Genomic DNA, 16,018 nt, shown 5'->3' on the forward strand with positions numbered 1-16,018 from the left:
CTCATGCGTCAGTACTCCACTTCCTGTGAGCGACGACGAATCGTGGTGACCTCGTCGCGTTGGTTGCCGGTGGGCCCGTGGTAGTTCAGGGCGAAGGACTGCTGCGCGTATCCGCCGATCAGGTGGGTGGGTTTGATCATGATGCGGGTCAGCGCATTATGGATACCGCCGCGCTTCCCGTTCTTCTCGGTGCGCGGCACGTCGACCGCTTTGTCCTGGGCGTGGTACATGAACACCAGGCCCTCGGGCATGCGGTGGCTGACGATCGCGCGGGCGTTCACCACCCCGTTGCGGTTGGTGCACTCGATCCAGTCGTTGTCCTTGACCCCGATCTTGGCGGCGTCCACGTCCGACATCCAGATGCACTGACCGCCACGCGACAGCGTGAGCATGTACAGGTTGTCCTGGTAGGCGGAGTGAATCGACCATTTGGAGTGCGGGGTCAGGTACCGCACCGTGATTGAGCGACTGGACGCGTCCCCGACTGTGCTACCTACAACGGGTTCGTCGAACAGCGCCGTCATGTCCAGTGGTGGCCGGAACGTCGGCAGCTGTTCGCCGAGCTCACTCATCCAGTCGTGGTCCAGATAGAAATGCTGGCGGCCGGTCAGCGTGTGCCACGGCTTGAGCCGTTCGGTGTTGATGGTGAAAGGGGAGTAGCGCCGGCCGCCGGTTTCCGACCCGGACCATTCCGGCGAGGTGTTGACGGGGACCGGCCGGGCCTGGGTGTCGGCGAACGTGATTCGCTTGCCTTCGTTCTCCTTGGCCAGGTCGACCAGCTCGGTTCCCGTCCGTCGTTCCAGTGCCTCGAAGCCCTCGACGGCCAGGCGACCGTTCGTGGTGCCCGACAGCGCGAGGATGGTCTCGGCAGCGTGGGTGTCCTTGGCCAGCGACGGGCGTCCGACAGCGACGCCGCTGACCACCGTGCCGTTGACACCGCGCAGGTACTCGACCTCCTCATCGGGATGGGTGGTCACGCCCTTGGTGGTGAGTCCGACGGTTTCCACCATCGGCCCGAGTGCGGCCATCTTCTCGGCGATTGCCGGATAGTCGCGGTCCACCGTGACCAGCCGGGGCATGGTCTTGCCGGGAATCGGTTCGCACTCACCGGCTTTCCAGTCCAGCACGTGACCCCCGGGCTGCGCGGTGGCATCGGCGCTGTCGTGTTGCAGGGGCATGGCCACGATGTCCTTGCGCTTGCCGAGGTGTTTCTCGGCCAGCCACGAGAAGCCGCGGGCGATGCGGTGGAACGCATCGAAGTCGGTCTTGGTCTCCCAGGGTGGGGAGATGGCCGGCGAGAACGCGTGCACGAACGGGTGCATATCGGTGCTCGACAGGTCGTGCTTCTCGTACCAGGTAGCGGCGGGCAGCACGATGTCGGAGAACAACGTGGTGCTGGTGTTGCGAAAATCTAGCGACAGCAACAGGTCGAGCTTTCCAACCGGCGCTTCGTCGCGCCAGCGCACCTCCTGGGGGCGGATGCCGTCCTCGTCGCGCGCGGCCACCGCGGAATCGGTGCCGAGCAGATGTTTGAGGAAGTACTCGTTGCCCTTGGCCGAGGAGCCCAGGAGGTTGGACCGCCACACCGTCAGGCACCGCGGGAAGTTTTCCGGGGCGTCGGGATCCTCGCAGGCGAACTGCAGATGACCCGACTTGAGCCCGTCCACAACGTATTCCGCCGCGTCCTTGCCCATCCGGATGGCTTCATCGGCCAGATCCAGCGGGTTGCGGTTGAAGGTCGGGTAACTCGGCATCCAGCCGAGCCGGGTGGCCAGCGCGATACTGTCCGCCACGGTGCGACCGGCGAAGCGGCCCTCGGCCAGGGGAGAGGCCATCACCTCTGAGGTGAACGGGTCGTAGCGCCACTGATCGGTCGCCAGATACCAGAAGATCGTGCCCTGCATCTGCCGTGCCGGCCGCTGCCAGTCGAGGCCGAATGCCAAGGTGGCCCAACCGGTGACCGGCCGGCACTTCTCCTGGCCGACATAGTGTGCCCAGCCGCCGCCGTTGACGCCCTGACAACCGGTGAGCATGACCAGCGTGAGAAACGAGCGGTAGATCTGATCGGAATGGAACCAGTGGTTGGTGCCCGCGCCCATCAGGATCATCGACCGGCCCTTGGAACGTTCGGCGTTGTCGGCGAACTCCCGTGCGATGCGCTCGGCGGCCTGCGCGGGCACACCGGTGATCTCCTCCTGCCAGGCCGGTGTGTAGGGCTCGGAGGCATCGTCGTAACCGGACGGCCACTGTCCCGGCAGTCCGTCGCGGGCCACCCCGTACTGCGCGAGCATCAGGTCGAAGACCGTCGTCACGCGGTGTCCGGCAACCATTTTCGTCGGCACGCCGCGTTCCAGCACGCCGGGATTGTCGCTGTCGAACCGCGGCAGCGCGACATTCGCGGTGTCGTCGTTGTTGCCGTGCAGGGTCAGCATCGGGTGCACCCCCTGCAGGTCGAGGTTCCAGTGGCCCTCGCCGGACGCGGTGAATCGGTGCCCGAGTGAGCCGTTGGGAACTACGGGCCGCCCGGCCTGGTCCAGCAGCACCGTCTTCGAGGACGCCGCTTCCGTGTCCGCGTGTTCGCCGCCGAGATCGGCCGCGGTGAGGAACTTCCCGGGCAGCACCCGCCCGTCTCGTTCGACCAGGGTGACCAGGAACGGCAGGTCGGTGTACTTCTTGACGTAGTCGGTGAAGTACGGCGTCTGGTTGTCGACGAAGAACTCTTTGAGGATCACGTGCCCCATCGCCATCGCGAGAGCGGCGTCGGTGCCCGGACGGGCCGGAAGCCATTCGTCGGCGAACTTGGTGTTGTCGGCGTAGTCCGGCGACACCACGACCACCTTCTGGCCGCGGTACCGCGCCTCGGTCATGTAGTGCGCGTCCGGAGTTCGGGTGACGGGGACGTTGGAACCCCACATGATCAGGTATCCGGCGTCGAACCAGTCGGCCGACTCGGGTACATCGGTCTGGTCACCGAACACCTGTGGCGAGGCCACCGGCAGGTCGGCATACCAGTCGTAGAACGACAGCATCGACCCACCGAGAAGCGAGATGAACCGGGCGCCGACGGCATGGCTCACCATCGACATCGCCGGGATCGGCGAGAATCCGGCCACTCGGTCCGGACCGTACTTCTTGACGGTGTGGACGTGGGCGGCGGCGGCGATCTCGGCGGCCTCCCACCATTCGGCACGAACAAACCCGCCCTTGCCGCGGGCGGTCTTGTAGCGCTTCGATTTCTCCGGATCATCGACGATGTCGGCCCAGGCCAGCACGGGGTCGTTCAGTCGCTCCTTGGCCTCGCGATAGTACTCCAGCAGCACGCCACGGACGTACGGATAGCGAACGCGCGCAGGCGAATACGTATACCACGAGAATGACGCGCCGCGCGGGCATCCGCGTGGTTCGTACTCGGGCTTGTCCGCACCGACCGACGGGTAGTCCGTCTGCTGCGACTCCCACGTGATCACGCCGTCCTTGACATAGATCTTCCATGAGCAGGACCCGGTGCAGTTGACACCATGGGTCGAGCGGACCACTTTGTCGTGCGCCCAGCGGTCGCGATAGAAGTCATCTGCCGAGCGCCCGCCGACCTTGTGCAGGGTCCGCTGATCGTCGGAGATCTCACCACGGTGGAAGTACTTGCCCAGCCGCAGCAATGCATCGGCAGGTGTTGTGCCGCCTGCGTGTGAATCGACCACGATCCGTCCCTCCAGCCTGTAGAGGGACGAGCGTAAGGGCGGTGCGGAGAGGTTCAAAAGAACGCACTGAGGGTCGCTGACCAGTGTGAAATCGCGTTAACGCGGCAGTTATTTCGCAGGGACATGGCGGCGATGGGCCGGATCGGCAAGGGCCTGGGATTTCCGCCATCTACCAGCAGTGATCGTCAGATTCGAGAGAAATCAAGGGTGCCGGGGACGGGGGCGTGGGCGCTCACACGCCCGGGGTGGAGGTAGATGATTTATCACCGCGGTAACACTTCGCGGAGTGTGCCGGCGGGCGGAATCAGTGCTACTGAGCGGTGGCCGCGCGGCGGCTCCGCCAGCCCGCGATGGCGCGCACGGTCGAGGTGGTGGCCGGGATCAGGACCGGGAACAGCCCGATGAAGAACAGCAGGCAGAAACCGAAGACGGACATGGTGGTGCTCGCTTTCTCGAGTGGATTTTCCGCTGTCGCACCAGGTAGAGGAGCTAGGCGCTGCGGATATGACGTACGTTACGGAGGCGCCGTGAGTGTGACGACGGACTCAGGCAACGAAGAATCGCCTCTGCTTTGTGTTCGGCGTACAAATTGCCCCGGGCGTAGGTCATCGTCGCCTCCTGACGACGCGAATGATCGCGCCACCGACAACGGTCATGATCGCTACCTCACGACCAGCACGCTGCGGGTGAGCCGGCCCGACTCTTCGTCGACCATGTCCAGCGCGACCGGCCTGCTCGTTCCGCGGCACGATCGGCCCAGTCGTGGAACATAGCGGCAAGAAACTTGCCGGCCTCGTCGTTCTCAGCCGCGTAATCCCGCCATATGCAGGAAAACATGTGTCACGCCGCGGGATTCGGGTGCGGTGTCACTACTTCGGCGGGGCGCTGTTGCGCTGAGCCGCCCGGCCGGGTTTCGTCCAGACGATGGTGTGCCGGAAGGCCAATCGGCGGCGCATCTGCGCGCCCGGCATGACGTCGTGGACCATCGCGTGAAGCTCGTCGAAGCTGAGCTGTGGATCCCGCACCGGGAAGGGCGGGGGCAACGGACCGCCGGGCACCGGCCGTGGGTGTTTGATCAGGCCGATGAGCGGGTTGGTCACCGCGGACACCAGATCCCACGCGGTATCCCGGAGGGAGCTGCGGGCGGCCAGCCCGACGGCCAGGAACCGCCCGCCGGGAGCCAGGAGTCGTTGGATGTCGATCAGCGCTCGCTCGACGTCGAGGTGGTGCAGCACCGCGATCATGCTGATCAGGTCGACCGGCCCGTCGAGTTCGGTGAGTTGGCTGTCGTCGATGGTGACGTTGGTCAGGCCGGCACACCGCCGGGCCGCCTCGGCGCGCATGCCCGCATCGAGGTCCGTGCCACGGACCTGTGCGAACTGACCTGCCAGTTGAGCCACCAACCCGCCCTGACCGCAGCCGATGTCGATCGCGGTTCCACGATGCGCGGGCAGGTTCGCCAGGATCCAACTGTGGAAATGGTCGTTGTGGCTCCACGGGTGCCTGCTGTTGAAGTTGTGCAGTCCCTGGGCGGCCCGCCTCACCACGGGGTTCTCGACGCGTCGGATGTCCATGCCTCCACTGTGCCAAGCGCCGACGCTCGGTACTCCCGCGAGCAGTCCCCCGCAAGCGGGAGGGGCCCCCAACAGAACCGCCCCTTTTCACATGAAAAGGGGCAGTTCTATGTCTGCTCGGCAGGGAAGGTTACTGGATGTAGCCCGACGCGGACTGCAGATGCTCGATCGCCTCGTCGACGATCTTCTCGACCAGGTCAGCGCACGACGGCAGGTCGCTGATGATGCCGGCGACCTGTCCCGAGGCCAGCACGCCGGCGTCGGTATTACCCTCCACCAGACCGGCTTTGAGCAGCATCGGGGTGTTGGCCGCCATCACGACCTGCGACCAGGTCAGCTCTTTGCCGTGCCGCATGGCCAGGCCGTCCTTCGCCATCGACAACCAGGTCATGCCCGAGAGCTTCTTGAACTTCTGGGCGTTGCCGATCGCGGCCGCGAAACCGCGTGCCCGCGAGCCGCTTTCCAGCTTCTCCACGAGGCCGGTTCGCAGCACCCGGTGCGGCATGCCGTCGACGCGGGTGGAAACCACGGTGCCGTCCAGCGCCGCCTGCAGATACCGCTCTTTGACCGCGTCGGGCACAGTGGAATCCGAGGTCAGCAGGAACCGGGTTCCCATGGCGACTCCGGCCGCACCGTAGGACAGTGCGGCGGCCAGGCCGCGCCCGTCGAAGAAGCCGCCCGCTGCGATCACCGGCATACCGGTGTCCTTGACGGCATCGAGCACCGAGGGCAGCAGCAGCGTGGTGGCGACCGGACCGGTGTGACCACCGCCCTCCCCGCCCTGCACGATCACCGCGTCAGCGCCCCAGCCGGCCACCTTCTTGGCGTGCTTGGCCGCGCCGACCGACGGGATCACCACGACGCCCGCGTCTTTCAGCTTGGCGATCAGCTCGGGCTTGGGTGCTAGAGCGAAGGAGGCGACTTTGACTCCTTCGCGGATCAGGAGGTCGACGCGCGCACCGGCATCGCCCGCATCGGCACGCATGTTGATGCCGAAGGGCTTGTCGGTGGCGGCCTTGACCTTGGTGACGGCGGTCTGGAGTTCCTCGAGCGTCATCGTCGCGGACGCCAGGATGCCGAGCCCGCCGGCGTTGGAGGTTGCGGCGACCAGTCGTGCCCCGGCCACCCAGCCCATTCCCGTCTGCACGACGGGATGCTCGATGCCGACCAGCTCGGTCAGCGGAGTCTTGAGCTTACCCATTCTTTAGACCTTGACCTCTTTGTCGCGCAATGACTTCGGATCGATGACCTCGCGCAGGAGCTTGAGCTCCTCATCGGTGGCCAGCCGGGTGGTCTCGGCGGCATCGAGGCCGTGCACCTCGAAGGAGGTGTTGTCGGCGACCTGATCGGCCTCGACGCCGGGGTGCAGCGAGACTGCCCGCATCTGGTGGTCGGGACCGTTGAAGTCGAACACACCCAGGTTGGACACCACGCGGTAGATGTTGGCGAACCGGTAGGCCGGGTTCTCGGGATCGATCTTGTCCCAGCCGATTCCGGAGACGATGTCCACCGATTCGGTGAAGACACGCTTGGAGTGGTTGCCCACGAAGTAGCTCGTGGCGTGATTGATCGAGTTGCCCGGGGCGCCGCGGACGCCGAACATCTGCCGGGTCGGGTGCTGGATCGGGCCGAACGCGGAGAGGTTCTGGTTGCCGTAACGGTCGATCTGGTTGGCGCCCATCACCACATGGCGCTTGCCCCAGGCCAGGGTCTCGAAGACCCGGTTGAACGGCATCCAGCCTTCGACGGTGAAGGGGGCGCCGATTGCCGGGGTGTCGGCCAGGATCCGGGCCTCACCGTCGGTCAGCACGATGTCGGGGGAGAAGGTCAGCCGGGCCAGCCGGGCACCGATCTGGACGACGGTGGTCATCGGGCTGGCCATGATCTCGCCGGCGTCGCGGAACAGTTCGGCGCAGGCGACGGCGCACACCTCAGCGCGGGTAACGGCAATCACTTGCTGGCCTCCTGGTCTTCCTTGAACTTCCGGACTGCCGCCTGGTAATCGGCCTCGCTACCGGACAGGTACGTCTTGACGAACTCGGCCCAGGTCTCCTCTGAGCCGGCGGCCTCGGCGTAATGGCGCTGAAACTTCTCGTCGCGCCGGTAATCGGGCTCGTTGGTGGTGAAGTGGGCGCCGTTGGGGGCCTCCACCACAGAATCGACCATCATCCGGTTGATCAGCAGGGACTGCATCGGAACGGCCTTGGCCAGTTCCTCGGTGGAGACCACGCGCTCGACGGACAGGAAGCGGCGCTGTGCCGACATCAGGAAGAGGTCGTCGAAGTACGGGTCGATGCCGGTATAGGCAGCGTTGCCCTGGGCGTCACCGAGATTCATGTGCACGAAGGCCGCGTCGAGGTTCAGTGCCGGCATCGCGACAAGCTCCTCGTAGGCACCGTCGGTCGGGTACGGCGACTTCACGGTCTTGAGTTCGTCGCCCCAGAATGTGCGGACGTCGCTACCGAGGCCGGCGCGGATCGGCAGGAACGGCAGCCGCTGGGCGGCAGCCTGCAGGCCGCAGCGCAGCATGCCCTCGTCCATCTCGCGGGCCTCGATCGCACCGGTGGTGCGGGCCTTGGCGAACCACGGGTCGTAGAACGGCGGCGAGTCCAGGGACACGAAGCCGTAGTAGACGCGCTTGACCTTGCCCGCCGAGCAGAGCAGGCCCAGATCGGGACCGCCGTAGGTGACCACGGTCAGGTCTTTGACGTCGGTGCGCAGCAGGGCGCGCACGAAGGCCATCGGCTTACGCCGCGAGCCCCAGCCGCCGATGCCGATGGTCATGCCGCTCTCGATCGAGGCCACCGCCTCGTCGAGAGTTGTCCTTTTATCTGTCATGCCTTGGATCCCTTCTCGGTTCCGGCGAACGCGTCGCGGTGCTCGTCGGAGACACCGGACAGGTTCAGCTCGAACGTAAAGCCCTGCTCCATGCGGTATCTCGCGTTGACGGGCTGTACGTCGATGAGGTTCAGCGCCTCCTTGGCCGCCCGGATCACCCGGGTGTCCTTGCTGGCGATGTCGCGCGCCACCCGCAATGCCGACTCGTCGAGATCCTCGCGCGGAACCACCTCGTGCACCGAACCGAAGTGGTGCAGCGTCTCGGCGGGAACAGTGGCGGCGGTGAAGAACAGTCGACGCATCAGATGCTGGGGGACCAGGCGGGACAGGTGAGTGGCGGCACCGAGCGCGCCACGCTCAACCTCGGGCAGACCGAACTTGGCGTCATCGGAAGCGACGATCACATCGGCGTTACCGACCAGGCCGATCCCGCCGCCCACGCAGAATCCGTTGACAGCTGCGATGACCGGCACCTCGCACTCGTACACGGACTTGAACGCGTGGTAGCAGCCACGGTTCGCGTCGATGAGCGCGGTGAAGCCCTCGGTGTTCTGCATCTCCTTGATGTCCACACCGGCGTTGAAGCCGCGGCCCTCGGCCCGCAGGATCACCACGTGGGTGCTGCGGTCGCGGCCGGCTGCGGTGATCGCATCGCCGAGTTCGAACCAGCCGGCAGACGGGATGGCGTTGACGGGCGGGTAGTTGACGGTGACCGAGACGATGCCCGGCTCGACTGTCTTGGTGGTGATCGTCATCAATCCACTTCCTGAAGGGGTCGCTACCTAAGCAAGCACTTGCTTGGTACGCTAGCACAGTGACAGTTACGCCAGAAGCCGGTGCCATCAGTTTGGGTTTGGCCGGCAAGGTGGTCCTGGTGACCGGCGGAGTGCGAGGGGTTGGCGCTGGGATCAGCGCGGTTTTTGCCGGTCAGGGCGCCACCGTGGTGACCTGCGCACGCCGTCCGGTTGAGGGATTGCCCTATGAATTCCACGCCTGCGACATTCGGGATGACGAGTCGGTGGCCGGGCTGATCGAGGCCATCGTGGCCAAGCATGGCCGCCTCGATGTGGTCGTCAACAACGCCGGCGGCTCGCCGTATGTGCTCGCCGCCGATGCGTCGGCGAAGTTCAGCACCAAGATCATCGAGCTCAACCTGATCGGCGCGCTCTCGGTGTCCACTCGTGCCAACGCCGTGATGCAGAACCAGGCCTCCGGCGGCTCCATCGTCAACATCTCCAGCGTCAGCGGTCATCGGCCCACCCCGGGAACCGCCGCGTACGGTGCGGCGAAAGCCGGCATCGACAACCTCACCTCGACCCTGGCGGTCGAGTGGGCGCCCAAGGTCCGGATGAACTCGGTGGTGGTCGGAATGGTCGAGACCGAACAATCCGAACTGTTCTACGGTGATGCCGACTCCATCGCGGCCATCTCACGGAATGTCCCGTTGGGGCGTCTCGCCAAGCCGGCCGATATCGGCTGGGCCACAGCATTTCTGGCCTCGGATGCGGCGTCGTACATCAGCGGCGCGTCGTTGGCGGTGCACGGCGGCGGCGAGCCGCCGCACTACCTGTCCACCACGACCGCCGACATCAAGTAACTCGAAAAAGGAGACATGACAATGGGATTGCTCGACGGCCGGGTGGTCATCGTGACGGGTGCCGGTGGCGGAATCGGGCGTGAGCACGCGCTCGCGTTCGCCGCCGAAGGTGCCCGCGTCGTGGTCAACGACATCGGGGTCGGCCTCGACGGTTCGCCGGCCGGCGGTGGCAGTGCGGCGCAGAACGTGGTCGACGAGATCGTCGCTGCGGGGGGCGAAGCCGTCACCAGCGGTGCCAACGTCGCCGACTGGGCGCAGGCCGAAGGCCTGATCCAGACCGCCGTTGATGCCTTCGGCGGCCTCGACGTCCTGGTCAACAACGCCGGCATCGTGCGTGACCGGATGTTCGCCAACGCCACCGAAGAGGAATTCGACGCCGTCACCGCCGTCCACCTCAAGGGCCATTTCGCCACCATGAAGCACGCCGCCGCATACTGGCGGGCCAAGTCCAAGGCCGGCGAGACGGTCGATGCGCGCATCATCAACACCAGCTCGGGCGCCGGCCTGCAGGGCAGCGTCGGGCAGGCCACCTACAGCGCCTCCAAAGCCGGCATCGCCGCATTGACCCTGGTGGCCGCGGCCGAGATGGGGCGCTACGGCGTCACCGTCAACGGCATTGCGCCCTCGGCCCGCACCCGGATGACCGAGACCGTCTTCGCTGACATGATGGCCACCCAGGACGACGCCTTCGATGCCATGGCCGCGGAGAACATCTCCCCGCTGGTGGTGTGGCTGGGCAGCGTCGAGTCGCGTGACGTCACCGGCAAGGTGTTCGAGATCGAGGGCGGCAAGATCCGCGTCGCCGAGGGCTGGGCACACGGACCGCAGATCGACAAGGGCGCCAAGTGGGATCCCGCCGAGCTGGGCCCGGTCGTCAACGACCTGTTGGCCAAGGCTCGTCCCGCGGTTCCCGTTTACGGCGCATAACCCTTCCGCGAGCAGACGCAAAACTGCCCCAAATCAAGCGATTTGGGGCAGTTTTGCGTCTGCTCATGCGTTAGGCGGCGTCCTTCTTGATCGAATCCTTGATGTTGCGCACCGAGGACGAGACCCGGTCACGCGTGTCTTCCACACCTGCGCGAACCTTGTCGCCCGACTCGGTGACGGCCTTTCTGAGGCCGGGAACCGCCTTGTTGCCGCCGGTGAGTTCCGTTGCACCAGGGCGTATCTTGCGCTTGGACTGCAGCTCGGTGACATTCGGCTTGGGGGACTGCTGGGCCTGCTGGGCAGCCGTGTCGACTGCTGCCTCAACATCGTCTTGAACATCGCCGGCCGCCGACGTGACGGTGTTGCTGACGGCCTTCTTCACATCCTCGATTCCCGATGACACCTGATCGCGTAATTGGCTCTCGCTCTTCGGGATTGCCTTGTTCACCCGGTCGATGACCTCGGCGCCGATCGCCCGGTTGAACTTGGCTATGGAGAAGCTGGCGTCGGCGAGGCCACGGTTGATCGCGGTGGCGATGGCTGCCGGGTCACGTGTGTCGAAGGACTGCGCGACACCGTCTGCGGCCTGCTGCAACTGCCTCGACAGCGTGCGCAGCTGACGGAAGGCCTCGACGCGGAACGGGGTTTCGGGCCCGATCTCGGTACCGTTCCAGTTGACGACGCGCCAGCCGTCCTCGGGATTTCCCTCGACCACGACGTACCCGGTATTTCGCAGCGGATTGGTCATCAGCCACATCGGGTCTGCATTTTCTGCATTCAGGAAAACCCAGAACATGATGGCACCGCCATGCGAGAATGCGGCTACGTTCCGGTCACCGTTGTCGTACATCGTCTGTATTGCACCGTCCATACGGGCGTCGAATTCTCGGCCGTTGACAGAGCCGGGAATGCGGGCATCGAGGTCACCCTGCAGCCATTTAAGCGGCGCCTGCAGATAGCCCTTGACGGCATCGGATTCGGGGGTGCCCTCGTAGATTCCGGCCTCAATTTCCTGGAGGCCGGGAACTACCTGGATCGGAAGGCCCAGATACTCGGCCATCGGTGCGGCGGTCAGTTGTGTCCGGACCATCGTCGAGGCGTAGATTGCATCATAGTTGTTGTCACCCAACACTTTGACGATGTCTCGGGCCTGTTGCCGGCCCTTCTCGGTGAGAACTGGACCCGGAACCGAAGAGTCGGCAACGTTCGCTGCATTCGCTGTCGATTCACCGTGGCGGATGAACGTGATGCGCATGACTTCCGCGGCGTGCGCGACCGGAATGGTCAGGAGAAATGCCAGGAACATCATTCCTATGCCTGCAATCGTCGCTCGGATACCCGAGCATCTGAAATAACTCATCTTGCTGCGTTCCCTCCAATCGTTGTGTACAGGTGGAGCGAAATGAACGTATGGCTGAATTATGTGTAATTGTGCAGATGTCCCGGTGTTTGAGACTTGTTATTGCCGCGGCTTGAAAAGCAGACGAATTGGTCGAATTGTTTTCGATGATCCGAATGAAAAAGGTGCCCCAGACCAACAGGTCTGGGGCACCCTCGGCAATGCCGACTGCTCAGGCGGCGTCCTTGTTGCCGGCGGTGTTGCCGGCACCGTCGTTGTCAGCGGCAGCCTTGCCGGGCCGGCCGGTGGCCTTCTTGACGACGTCGCCGAGCTTCTTGAGCGACGACGACACCTGGTCCTGGGCGTCCTTGACGGCGCTCTGAACCTTCTCGCCACTACGGCTGAGCGACTTCGTGACGCCCGGCAGAGCCTTGTTGCCGTCGGACAGATCGGTCGCACCACGAGGCTTGACGATGCCGTCGACGGCGGCCTTGAGCTTCGACTTCGCCCCCGCGATGGGTGCGGAATCAGCCGGTTTCGTTGTGTCCGAGACAGTCTCCGTCTCGGGAGCGGACTGAACCTTCTGCTCGAAGCTGTCCGTGGTCACCTTCAGCGTGCTCTTGACGTCCTCGACCCCGGTGGACACCTTGTCCTGCAGATCGTTGGTATCGCTCGAGAATGCATCGCTGACGCGCTTGATGATCTGCGCGTTGATCGCACGGTTGAACTTGGTGACCGAGAAGGTTGCGTCGGCGACACTGTGGTTGATGGCCGTCGCAATGGTCACGAAGTCGCCCGTCTGGAAGGCTGCCTTGACCTGGTCCGCGGCGGCGGTCAGCTGGCGGGACAACGTCCGGAGCTGGAGTTTCACCTCGTTCCCGAAGGTCGCTTCCGGGCTGAACTGCTTGCCGTTCCAGTTCACCAGGGTCCAGCCGTCCTCGTTGTTGCCCTCGATGACGACATAATCGGTGTTGCTCAACTGGGCGGTCTGCAGCAGCTGGAGCTTCTCCATGACGGTCAGATTGTTCACGTTCATCAACGTCCAGAACATGATCGTGCCGCCGTGCGAGAACACCACGGCGTTGCGGTCGCCGTTGTCGTACATGGTCTGAAGCGCGCCCCTGACCCGTTCGTCGAACACGTATCCGTTGACGCTGGTACCTGGCATGTACGTGCTCTTGTCGAACGGGATCTGCGGGATCACGCCCGGGAGCGCCCACGCGATCGGATACAGCCCGTACCCGCCGGCAGCGTTCGCCTCCGGTGTGCCCTCGAAGACGCCGGCCTCGATCTCTTGGAGACCGGGCAGCACCTGGATCGGTAGGCCGAGGCGCTGCGACATCGGCGCGGCAGTGAGCTGCGTCCGCACCATCTGCGACGCGTAGATGGCGTCGTAGTTGTTGTCACCCAGCTTGTCGGCGACGGCCTGGGCCTGCTGCTGACCCAGGGGAGTGAGAACCGGACCCGGAGTCTTGGTGTCGATCAGGCCGGAGGCGTTGCCCTCCGACTGAGCGTGACGCACGAACGTCACGCGCATGACCTCGGCGGCGTGGGCGACGGGCATCGCCAGAAAGAACGCGAGGAATGCCAGGGCGACACCCCCTAGAAGACTTCGATATCGTGACGCCGGCGCGTCACCCTTGCGGCGGTTCATATGCTTCCTCCATTGCGGCTGTGCGGATTTCACGTGACCTGCCGGTGACGGTTCGCTGGCCGGCCAGATGAATTGTCTGACCGTCCGCTGTGAGGTCGAGCAGTTATCCCAGTGTGCGGGAAGGAATTTCGCTCAAATTTTCAACTCTGTTACGGCCGCGTTCTCGGGGCGTAGATGCCGCTCAGTCCCCCTCCTCGAGCGAGGAGGGGGACCGACCCGGTTGGTATTACCTTGCGCTACCGCCTATTTCACGCGGCGTGTTTGGCCTTGGGCTTGGCCGTGTTGTTGTCCGACTTGTCTGACTTTCCAGCCTTGTCGGCGCCGGCGAGCTTCTTGACGGTCTCACGCGCCTGCTTGGCCGAGGATTCGATCCCGCTGCGCACGTCATCTGAGGCACGGTGGACCCGGTCGCGAACCGCGGAGGCCGCCGTACCCGGCTGTGCCTTGTTGCCATCGGTCAGTTTGGTGGCGCCGATGGTGGGACGCGCCGTGGTGATCTTGGCCCTGGCCGATTCGGCGGTCTTCTCGAGCGCTGTAGTGGGAGCTTCGGTCACGTTCTCGACGGCCGACTTGACCTCCGCCACGACGTTCTCGGTTGCCGGCTTTGCCTTTTCGGCAACATCGTCGGTGACCACGTCGGCCTTGGTGTCGGCCACGGTGCTCACGGTGCTGAGCTTCGACACCTGCGATGTCGACTGGCCCAGTGAGCCGGGGATGCCGCTGATCGCGTTGACGGTGTCGGTAACCGAGTCCGTGACGAACTTGACGCCGGCCTGCGCGACGTCCTGGATGCCTTGGGCGCCCGTGGTGACCATGCCCTGCGCATCCAGCGAGAGAACCGGAATGCGCATGTTGTAGATCGCCTTCTGTGGGGCGACGATGAGATCACGCACATTGACGAACATCTTGGTCGCATAGTCGGCCTCGCCAACCGCTTCGCCGGCCCATTCCTTGAGGGTCCAACTGCCGTCGGCATTCTTCTCCACGACGACCGTGTCGGTGTTGTTCAACTGATGCTGCGCGAACAGCAGCAGGTTCGGGTTGTCGACGTTCATCATCGTCCACATCATGATGGTGGCGCCGTGTGAGAACACCGCGGCGTCAATCTCGCCGTCGCCATTGGTGTCGGTGGTCCCTGACTCCACGTCGGCGAGTGCGTTCGTCACGCGCTCGTTGAACTCCAGGCCGGTCTCGCCGCCGGGTACTGGGACGAACTGCAGGCCCATGGTCCAAGCCAGCGGTGCGAGAATGTAGCCGATGCGGCCGATGCCCTCTTTTTCGGACAGGCCCTCGAAGATGCCGGCGCTGATCTCCTGCACGCCCGACTCCCGCTGGGGACGAGTCGGGTCATAGGCGCCCAGGATTGTGACGGGCAATCCACTCTTTTCGGAGAAGGGCTTCGCGGTCTCCTGGGTGCGGATCATGGTCGAGGCGTAGAGCGCGTCGAACGCGCTGGCGGACTGGCCATCGGCCCAGGCCTGCGCCTGCTCTTCGCCGGTCTCGCCGCCGGTCTGGTCCACCTGGTCGTTGGTCAGATGGGGCCCCGGGGTGCTGGTGTCGATGTATCCCGAGGCGTTGGCTTGCGACTCGGCGTGCCGGATGAACGTCACCGTCATCGCCGCGGCGGGCAGGGTGGCTGCGGCGAACAAAGAACACGCAGTCAGGGTCGTTGCGGCGGCACCGGCAGCCCGGCGTCGATTGGGTCGTTGCATAGGGTCTCCATCGGTTCACGAAAATGTGGGCTGCCGCTCACTCGCTGTTCACTGTGTGCGCGCTCACAGAACATAATCAAATTTCTGTTCACTCGTCAATTCTGCTACGCAGAGTTGCGTAATTGGTCAGCGGCGGGACACCTTGGCAACAGAAAACGCCCCCGGACAATGTCCGGGGGCGTTGCTCGTTCAGCGGTCAGGCTGGATCGCAGATCACGATCGGGATCTTGCGGTCGGTGTAGGACCGGTAGTTCACGAAGTCGGCGTACATGGCGTCCAACTTGGGCCAATACTCGTCGCGCTCGGCGTCGGTGGCGTCGCGCGCGGTGAGTTCCAGGGTCTCGTGCTTGGTCTGGAACTTCACCCGGGGATTGGCCACCAGGTTCAGGTACCACATCGGATTGGTGGCCCGGCCGCCCTGCGAGGCGACCAGCACGATGCGCTTGCCCTCCTGCAGGAACAGCAGGGGGCTGTCACGTTCCTCGCCCGACTTGCGCCCGATCGTGGTCAGGATGCCGACCTCGGCGCCACGCAGGAATTTGTCGCCGAACCGCCCGCCCGTCTTCTTGAAGATCCAGGTCTGGGCGCGCGACATCCACTTGATGGCGGTGCCGGTCGATTTCGCGTTGAGCCGTTCGACCTGTTTGGGGTTCAGCGGGCGAGGGGTGTTGGCCATGCG

General features: G+C 64.7%; 13 protein-coding genes. 2 read left to right on the forward strand and 11 right to left on the reverse strand.

Going from position 1 to position 16,018, the window contains the following annotated elements; genetic code table 11:
- Nucleotides 1–8: 8 nt before the first annotated feature.
- The 7 genes from ACZY08_RS08360 to echA20 form a co-directional block, all read right to left on the reverse strand.
- Entirely contained in the window at nt 9–3,656 is a 3,648-nt protein-coding gene (locus ACZY08_RS08360) for a nitrate reductase subunit alpha (protein ID WP_463744200.1), read from the reverse strand.
- A gap of 352 nt (nt 3,657–4,008) precedes the next feature.
- Entirely contained in the window at nt 4,009–4,134 is a 126-nt protein-coding gene (locus ACZY08_RS08365; protein WP_463744053.1) for a hypothetical protein, read from the reverse strand.
- 433 nt (nt 4,135–4,567) lie between these two features.
- Complete coding sequence (locus ACZY08_RS08370; protein WP_463744054.1) at nt 4,568–5,272, reverse strand: class I SAM-dependent methyltransferase; 705 nt, start codon at nt 5,270–5,272, stop codon at nt 4,568–4,570.
- A gap of 130 nt (nt 5,273–5,402) precedes the next feature.
- Nucleotides 5,403–6,473 carry a (3aS,4S,5R,7aS)-5-hydroxy-7a-methyl-1-oxo-octahydro-1H-indene-4-carboxyl-CoA dehydrogenase gene (ipdC, locus tag ACZY08_RS08375; protein ID WP_463744055.1) on the reverse strand — a complete coding sequence of 357 codons (1,071 nt, stop codon included), beginning with the start codon at nt 6,471–6,473 and terminating at the stop codon, nt 5,403–5,405.
- 3 nt (nt 6,474–6,476) lie between these two features.
- Nucleotides 6,477–7,226 carry a cholesterol ring-cleaving hydrolase subunit IpdB gene (gene ipdB / locus ACZY08_RS08380; RefSeq protein WP_463744056.1) on the reverse strand — a complete coding sequence of 250 codons (750 nt, stop codon included), beginning with the start codon at nt 7,224–7,226 and terminating at the stop codon, nt 6,477–6,479.
- Nucleotides 7,223–8,110: a cholesterol ring-cleaving hydrolase subunit IpdA gene (gene ipdA / locus ACZY08_RS08385; RefSeq protein WP_463744057.1), complete on the reverse strand. Its 888-nt coding sequence runs from the start codon at nt 8,108–8,110 to the stop codon at nt 7,223–7,225. The genes ipdB and ipdA overlap by 4 nt, the downstream gene beginning before the upstream one ends.
- A complete protein-coding gene (gene echA20 / locus ACZY08_RS08390; RefSeq protein ID WP_463744058.1) occupies nt 8,107–8,865 on the reverse strand; it encodes a (7aS)-7a-methyl-1,5-dioxo-2,3,5,6,7,7a-hexahydro-1H-indene-carboxyl-CoA hydrolase in 759 nt (252 codons plus the stop codon). Before echA20 ends, ipdA begins: the two co-directional genes overlap by 4 nt.
- A gap of 59 nt (nt 8,866–8,924) precedes the next feature.
- Between echA20 and ACZY08_RS08395 the strand changes: the two genes are divergently transcribed.
- Nucleotides 8,925–9,707: an SDR family oxidoreductase gene (locus ACZY08_RS08395; protein ID WP_463744059.1), complete on the forward strand. Its 783-nt coding sequence runs from the start codon at nt 8,925–8,927 to the stop codon at nt 9,705–9,707.
- 21 nt (nt 9,708–9,728) lie between these two features.
- The gene (locus ACZY08_RS08400; protein ID WP_463744201.1) at nt 9,729–10,634 is read left to right on the forward strand and encodes an SDR family oxidoreductase; all 906 of its coding nucleotides are present in this window, start codon (nt 9,729–9,731) and stop codon (nt 10,632–10,634) included.
- Between the two features lie 70 nt (nt 10,635–10,704).
- Here the strand turns inward: ACZY08_RS08400 and ACZY08_RS08405 are convergent, their stop codons facing one another.
- The 4 genes from ACZY08_RS08405 to ACZY08_RS08420 all read right to left on the reverse strand — a co-directional run bounded on the left by ACZY08_RS08405 (nt 10,705) and on the right by ACZY08_RS08420 (nt 16,015).
- Nucleotides 10,705–11,994, reverse strand: a complete 1,290-nt coding sequence (locus tag ACZY08_RS08405; RefSeq protein WP_463744060.1) for a histidine phosphatase family protein — start codon at nt 11,992–11,994, stop codon at nt 10,705–10,707.
- A gap of 211 nt (nt 11,995–12,205) precedes the next feature.
- On the reverse strand, nt 12,206–13,627 hold the full coding sequence (locus tag ACZY08_RS08410; RefSeq protein ID WP_463744061.1) for a histidine phosphatase family protein: 1,422 nt from the start codon (nt 13,625–13,627) through the stop codon (nt 12,206–12,208).
- A gap of 248 nt (nt 13,628–13,875) precedes the next feature.
- Complete coding sequence (locus ACZY08_RS08415; protein WP_463744062.1) at nt 13,876–15,339, reverse strand: histidine phosphatase family protein; 1,464 nt, start codon at nt 15,337–15,339, stop codon at nt 13,876–13,878.
- 196 nt (nt 15,340–15,535) lie between these two features.
- On the reverse strand, nt 15,536–16,015 hold the full coding sequence (locus tag ACZY08_RS08420) for a nitroreductase family deazaflavin-dependent oxidoreductase (protein WP_463744063.1): 480 nt from the start codon (nt 16,013–16,015) through the stop codon (nt 15,536–15,538).
- Nucleotides 16,016–16,018 lie beyond the last annotated feature (3 nt).

This window comes from Mycobacterium sp. IDUB_9 (assembly GCF_055419505.1).

What these genes read in the sequence shown, in the direction of transcription:
- ACZY08_RS08365 (WP_463744053.1), bottom strand. Translation starts at nt 4,134, where the DNA reads ATGTCCGTCTTCGGTTTCTGCCTGCTGTTCTTCATCGGGCTGTTCCCG.
- ACZY08_RS08370 (WP_463744054.1), bottom strand. Translation starts at nt 5,272, where the DNA reads ATGGACATCCGACGCGTCGAGAACCCCGTGGTGAGGCGGGCCGCCCAG.
- ipdC (WP_463744055.1), bottom strand. Translation starts at nt 6,473, where the DNA reads ATGGGTAAGCTCAAGACTCCGCTGACCGAGCTGGTCGGCATCGAGCAT.
- ipdA (WP_463744057.1), bottom strand. Translation starts at nt 8,110, where the DNA reads ATGACAGATAAAAGGACAACTCTCGACGAGGCGGTGGCCTCGATCGAG.
- echA20 (WP_463744058.1), bottom strand. Translation starts at nt 8,865, where the DNA reads ATGACGATCACCACCAAGACAGTCGAGCCGGGCATCGTCTCGGTCACC.
- ACZY08_RS08400 (WP_463744201.1), top strand. Translation starts at nt 9,729, where the DNA reads ATGGGATTGCTCGACGGCCGGGTGGTCATCGTGACGGGTGCCGGTGGC.
- ACZY08_RS08405 (WP_463744060.1), bottom strand. Translation starts at nt 11,994, where the DNA reads ATGAGTTATTTCAGATGCTCGGGTATCCGAGCGACGATTGCAGGCATA.
- ACZY08_RS08410 (WP_463744061.1), bottom strand. Translation starts at nt 13,627, where the DNA reads ATGAACCGCCGCAAGGGTGACGCGCCGGCGTCACGATATCGAAGTCTT.
- ACZY08_RS08415 (WP_463744062.1), bottom strand. Translation starts at nt 15,339, where the DNA reads ATGCAACGACCCAATCGACGCCGGGCTGCCGGTGCCGCCGCAACGACC.
- ACZY08_RS08420 (WP_463744063.1), bottom strand. Translation starts at nt 16,015, where the DNA reads ATGGCCAACACCCCTCGCCCGCTGAACCCCAAACAGGTCGAACGGCTC.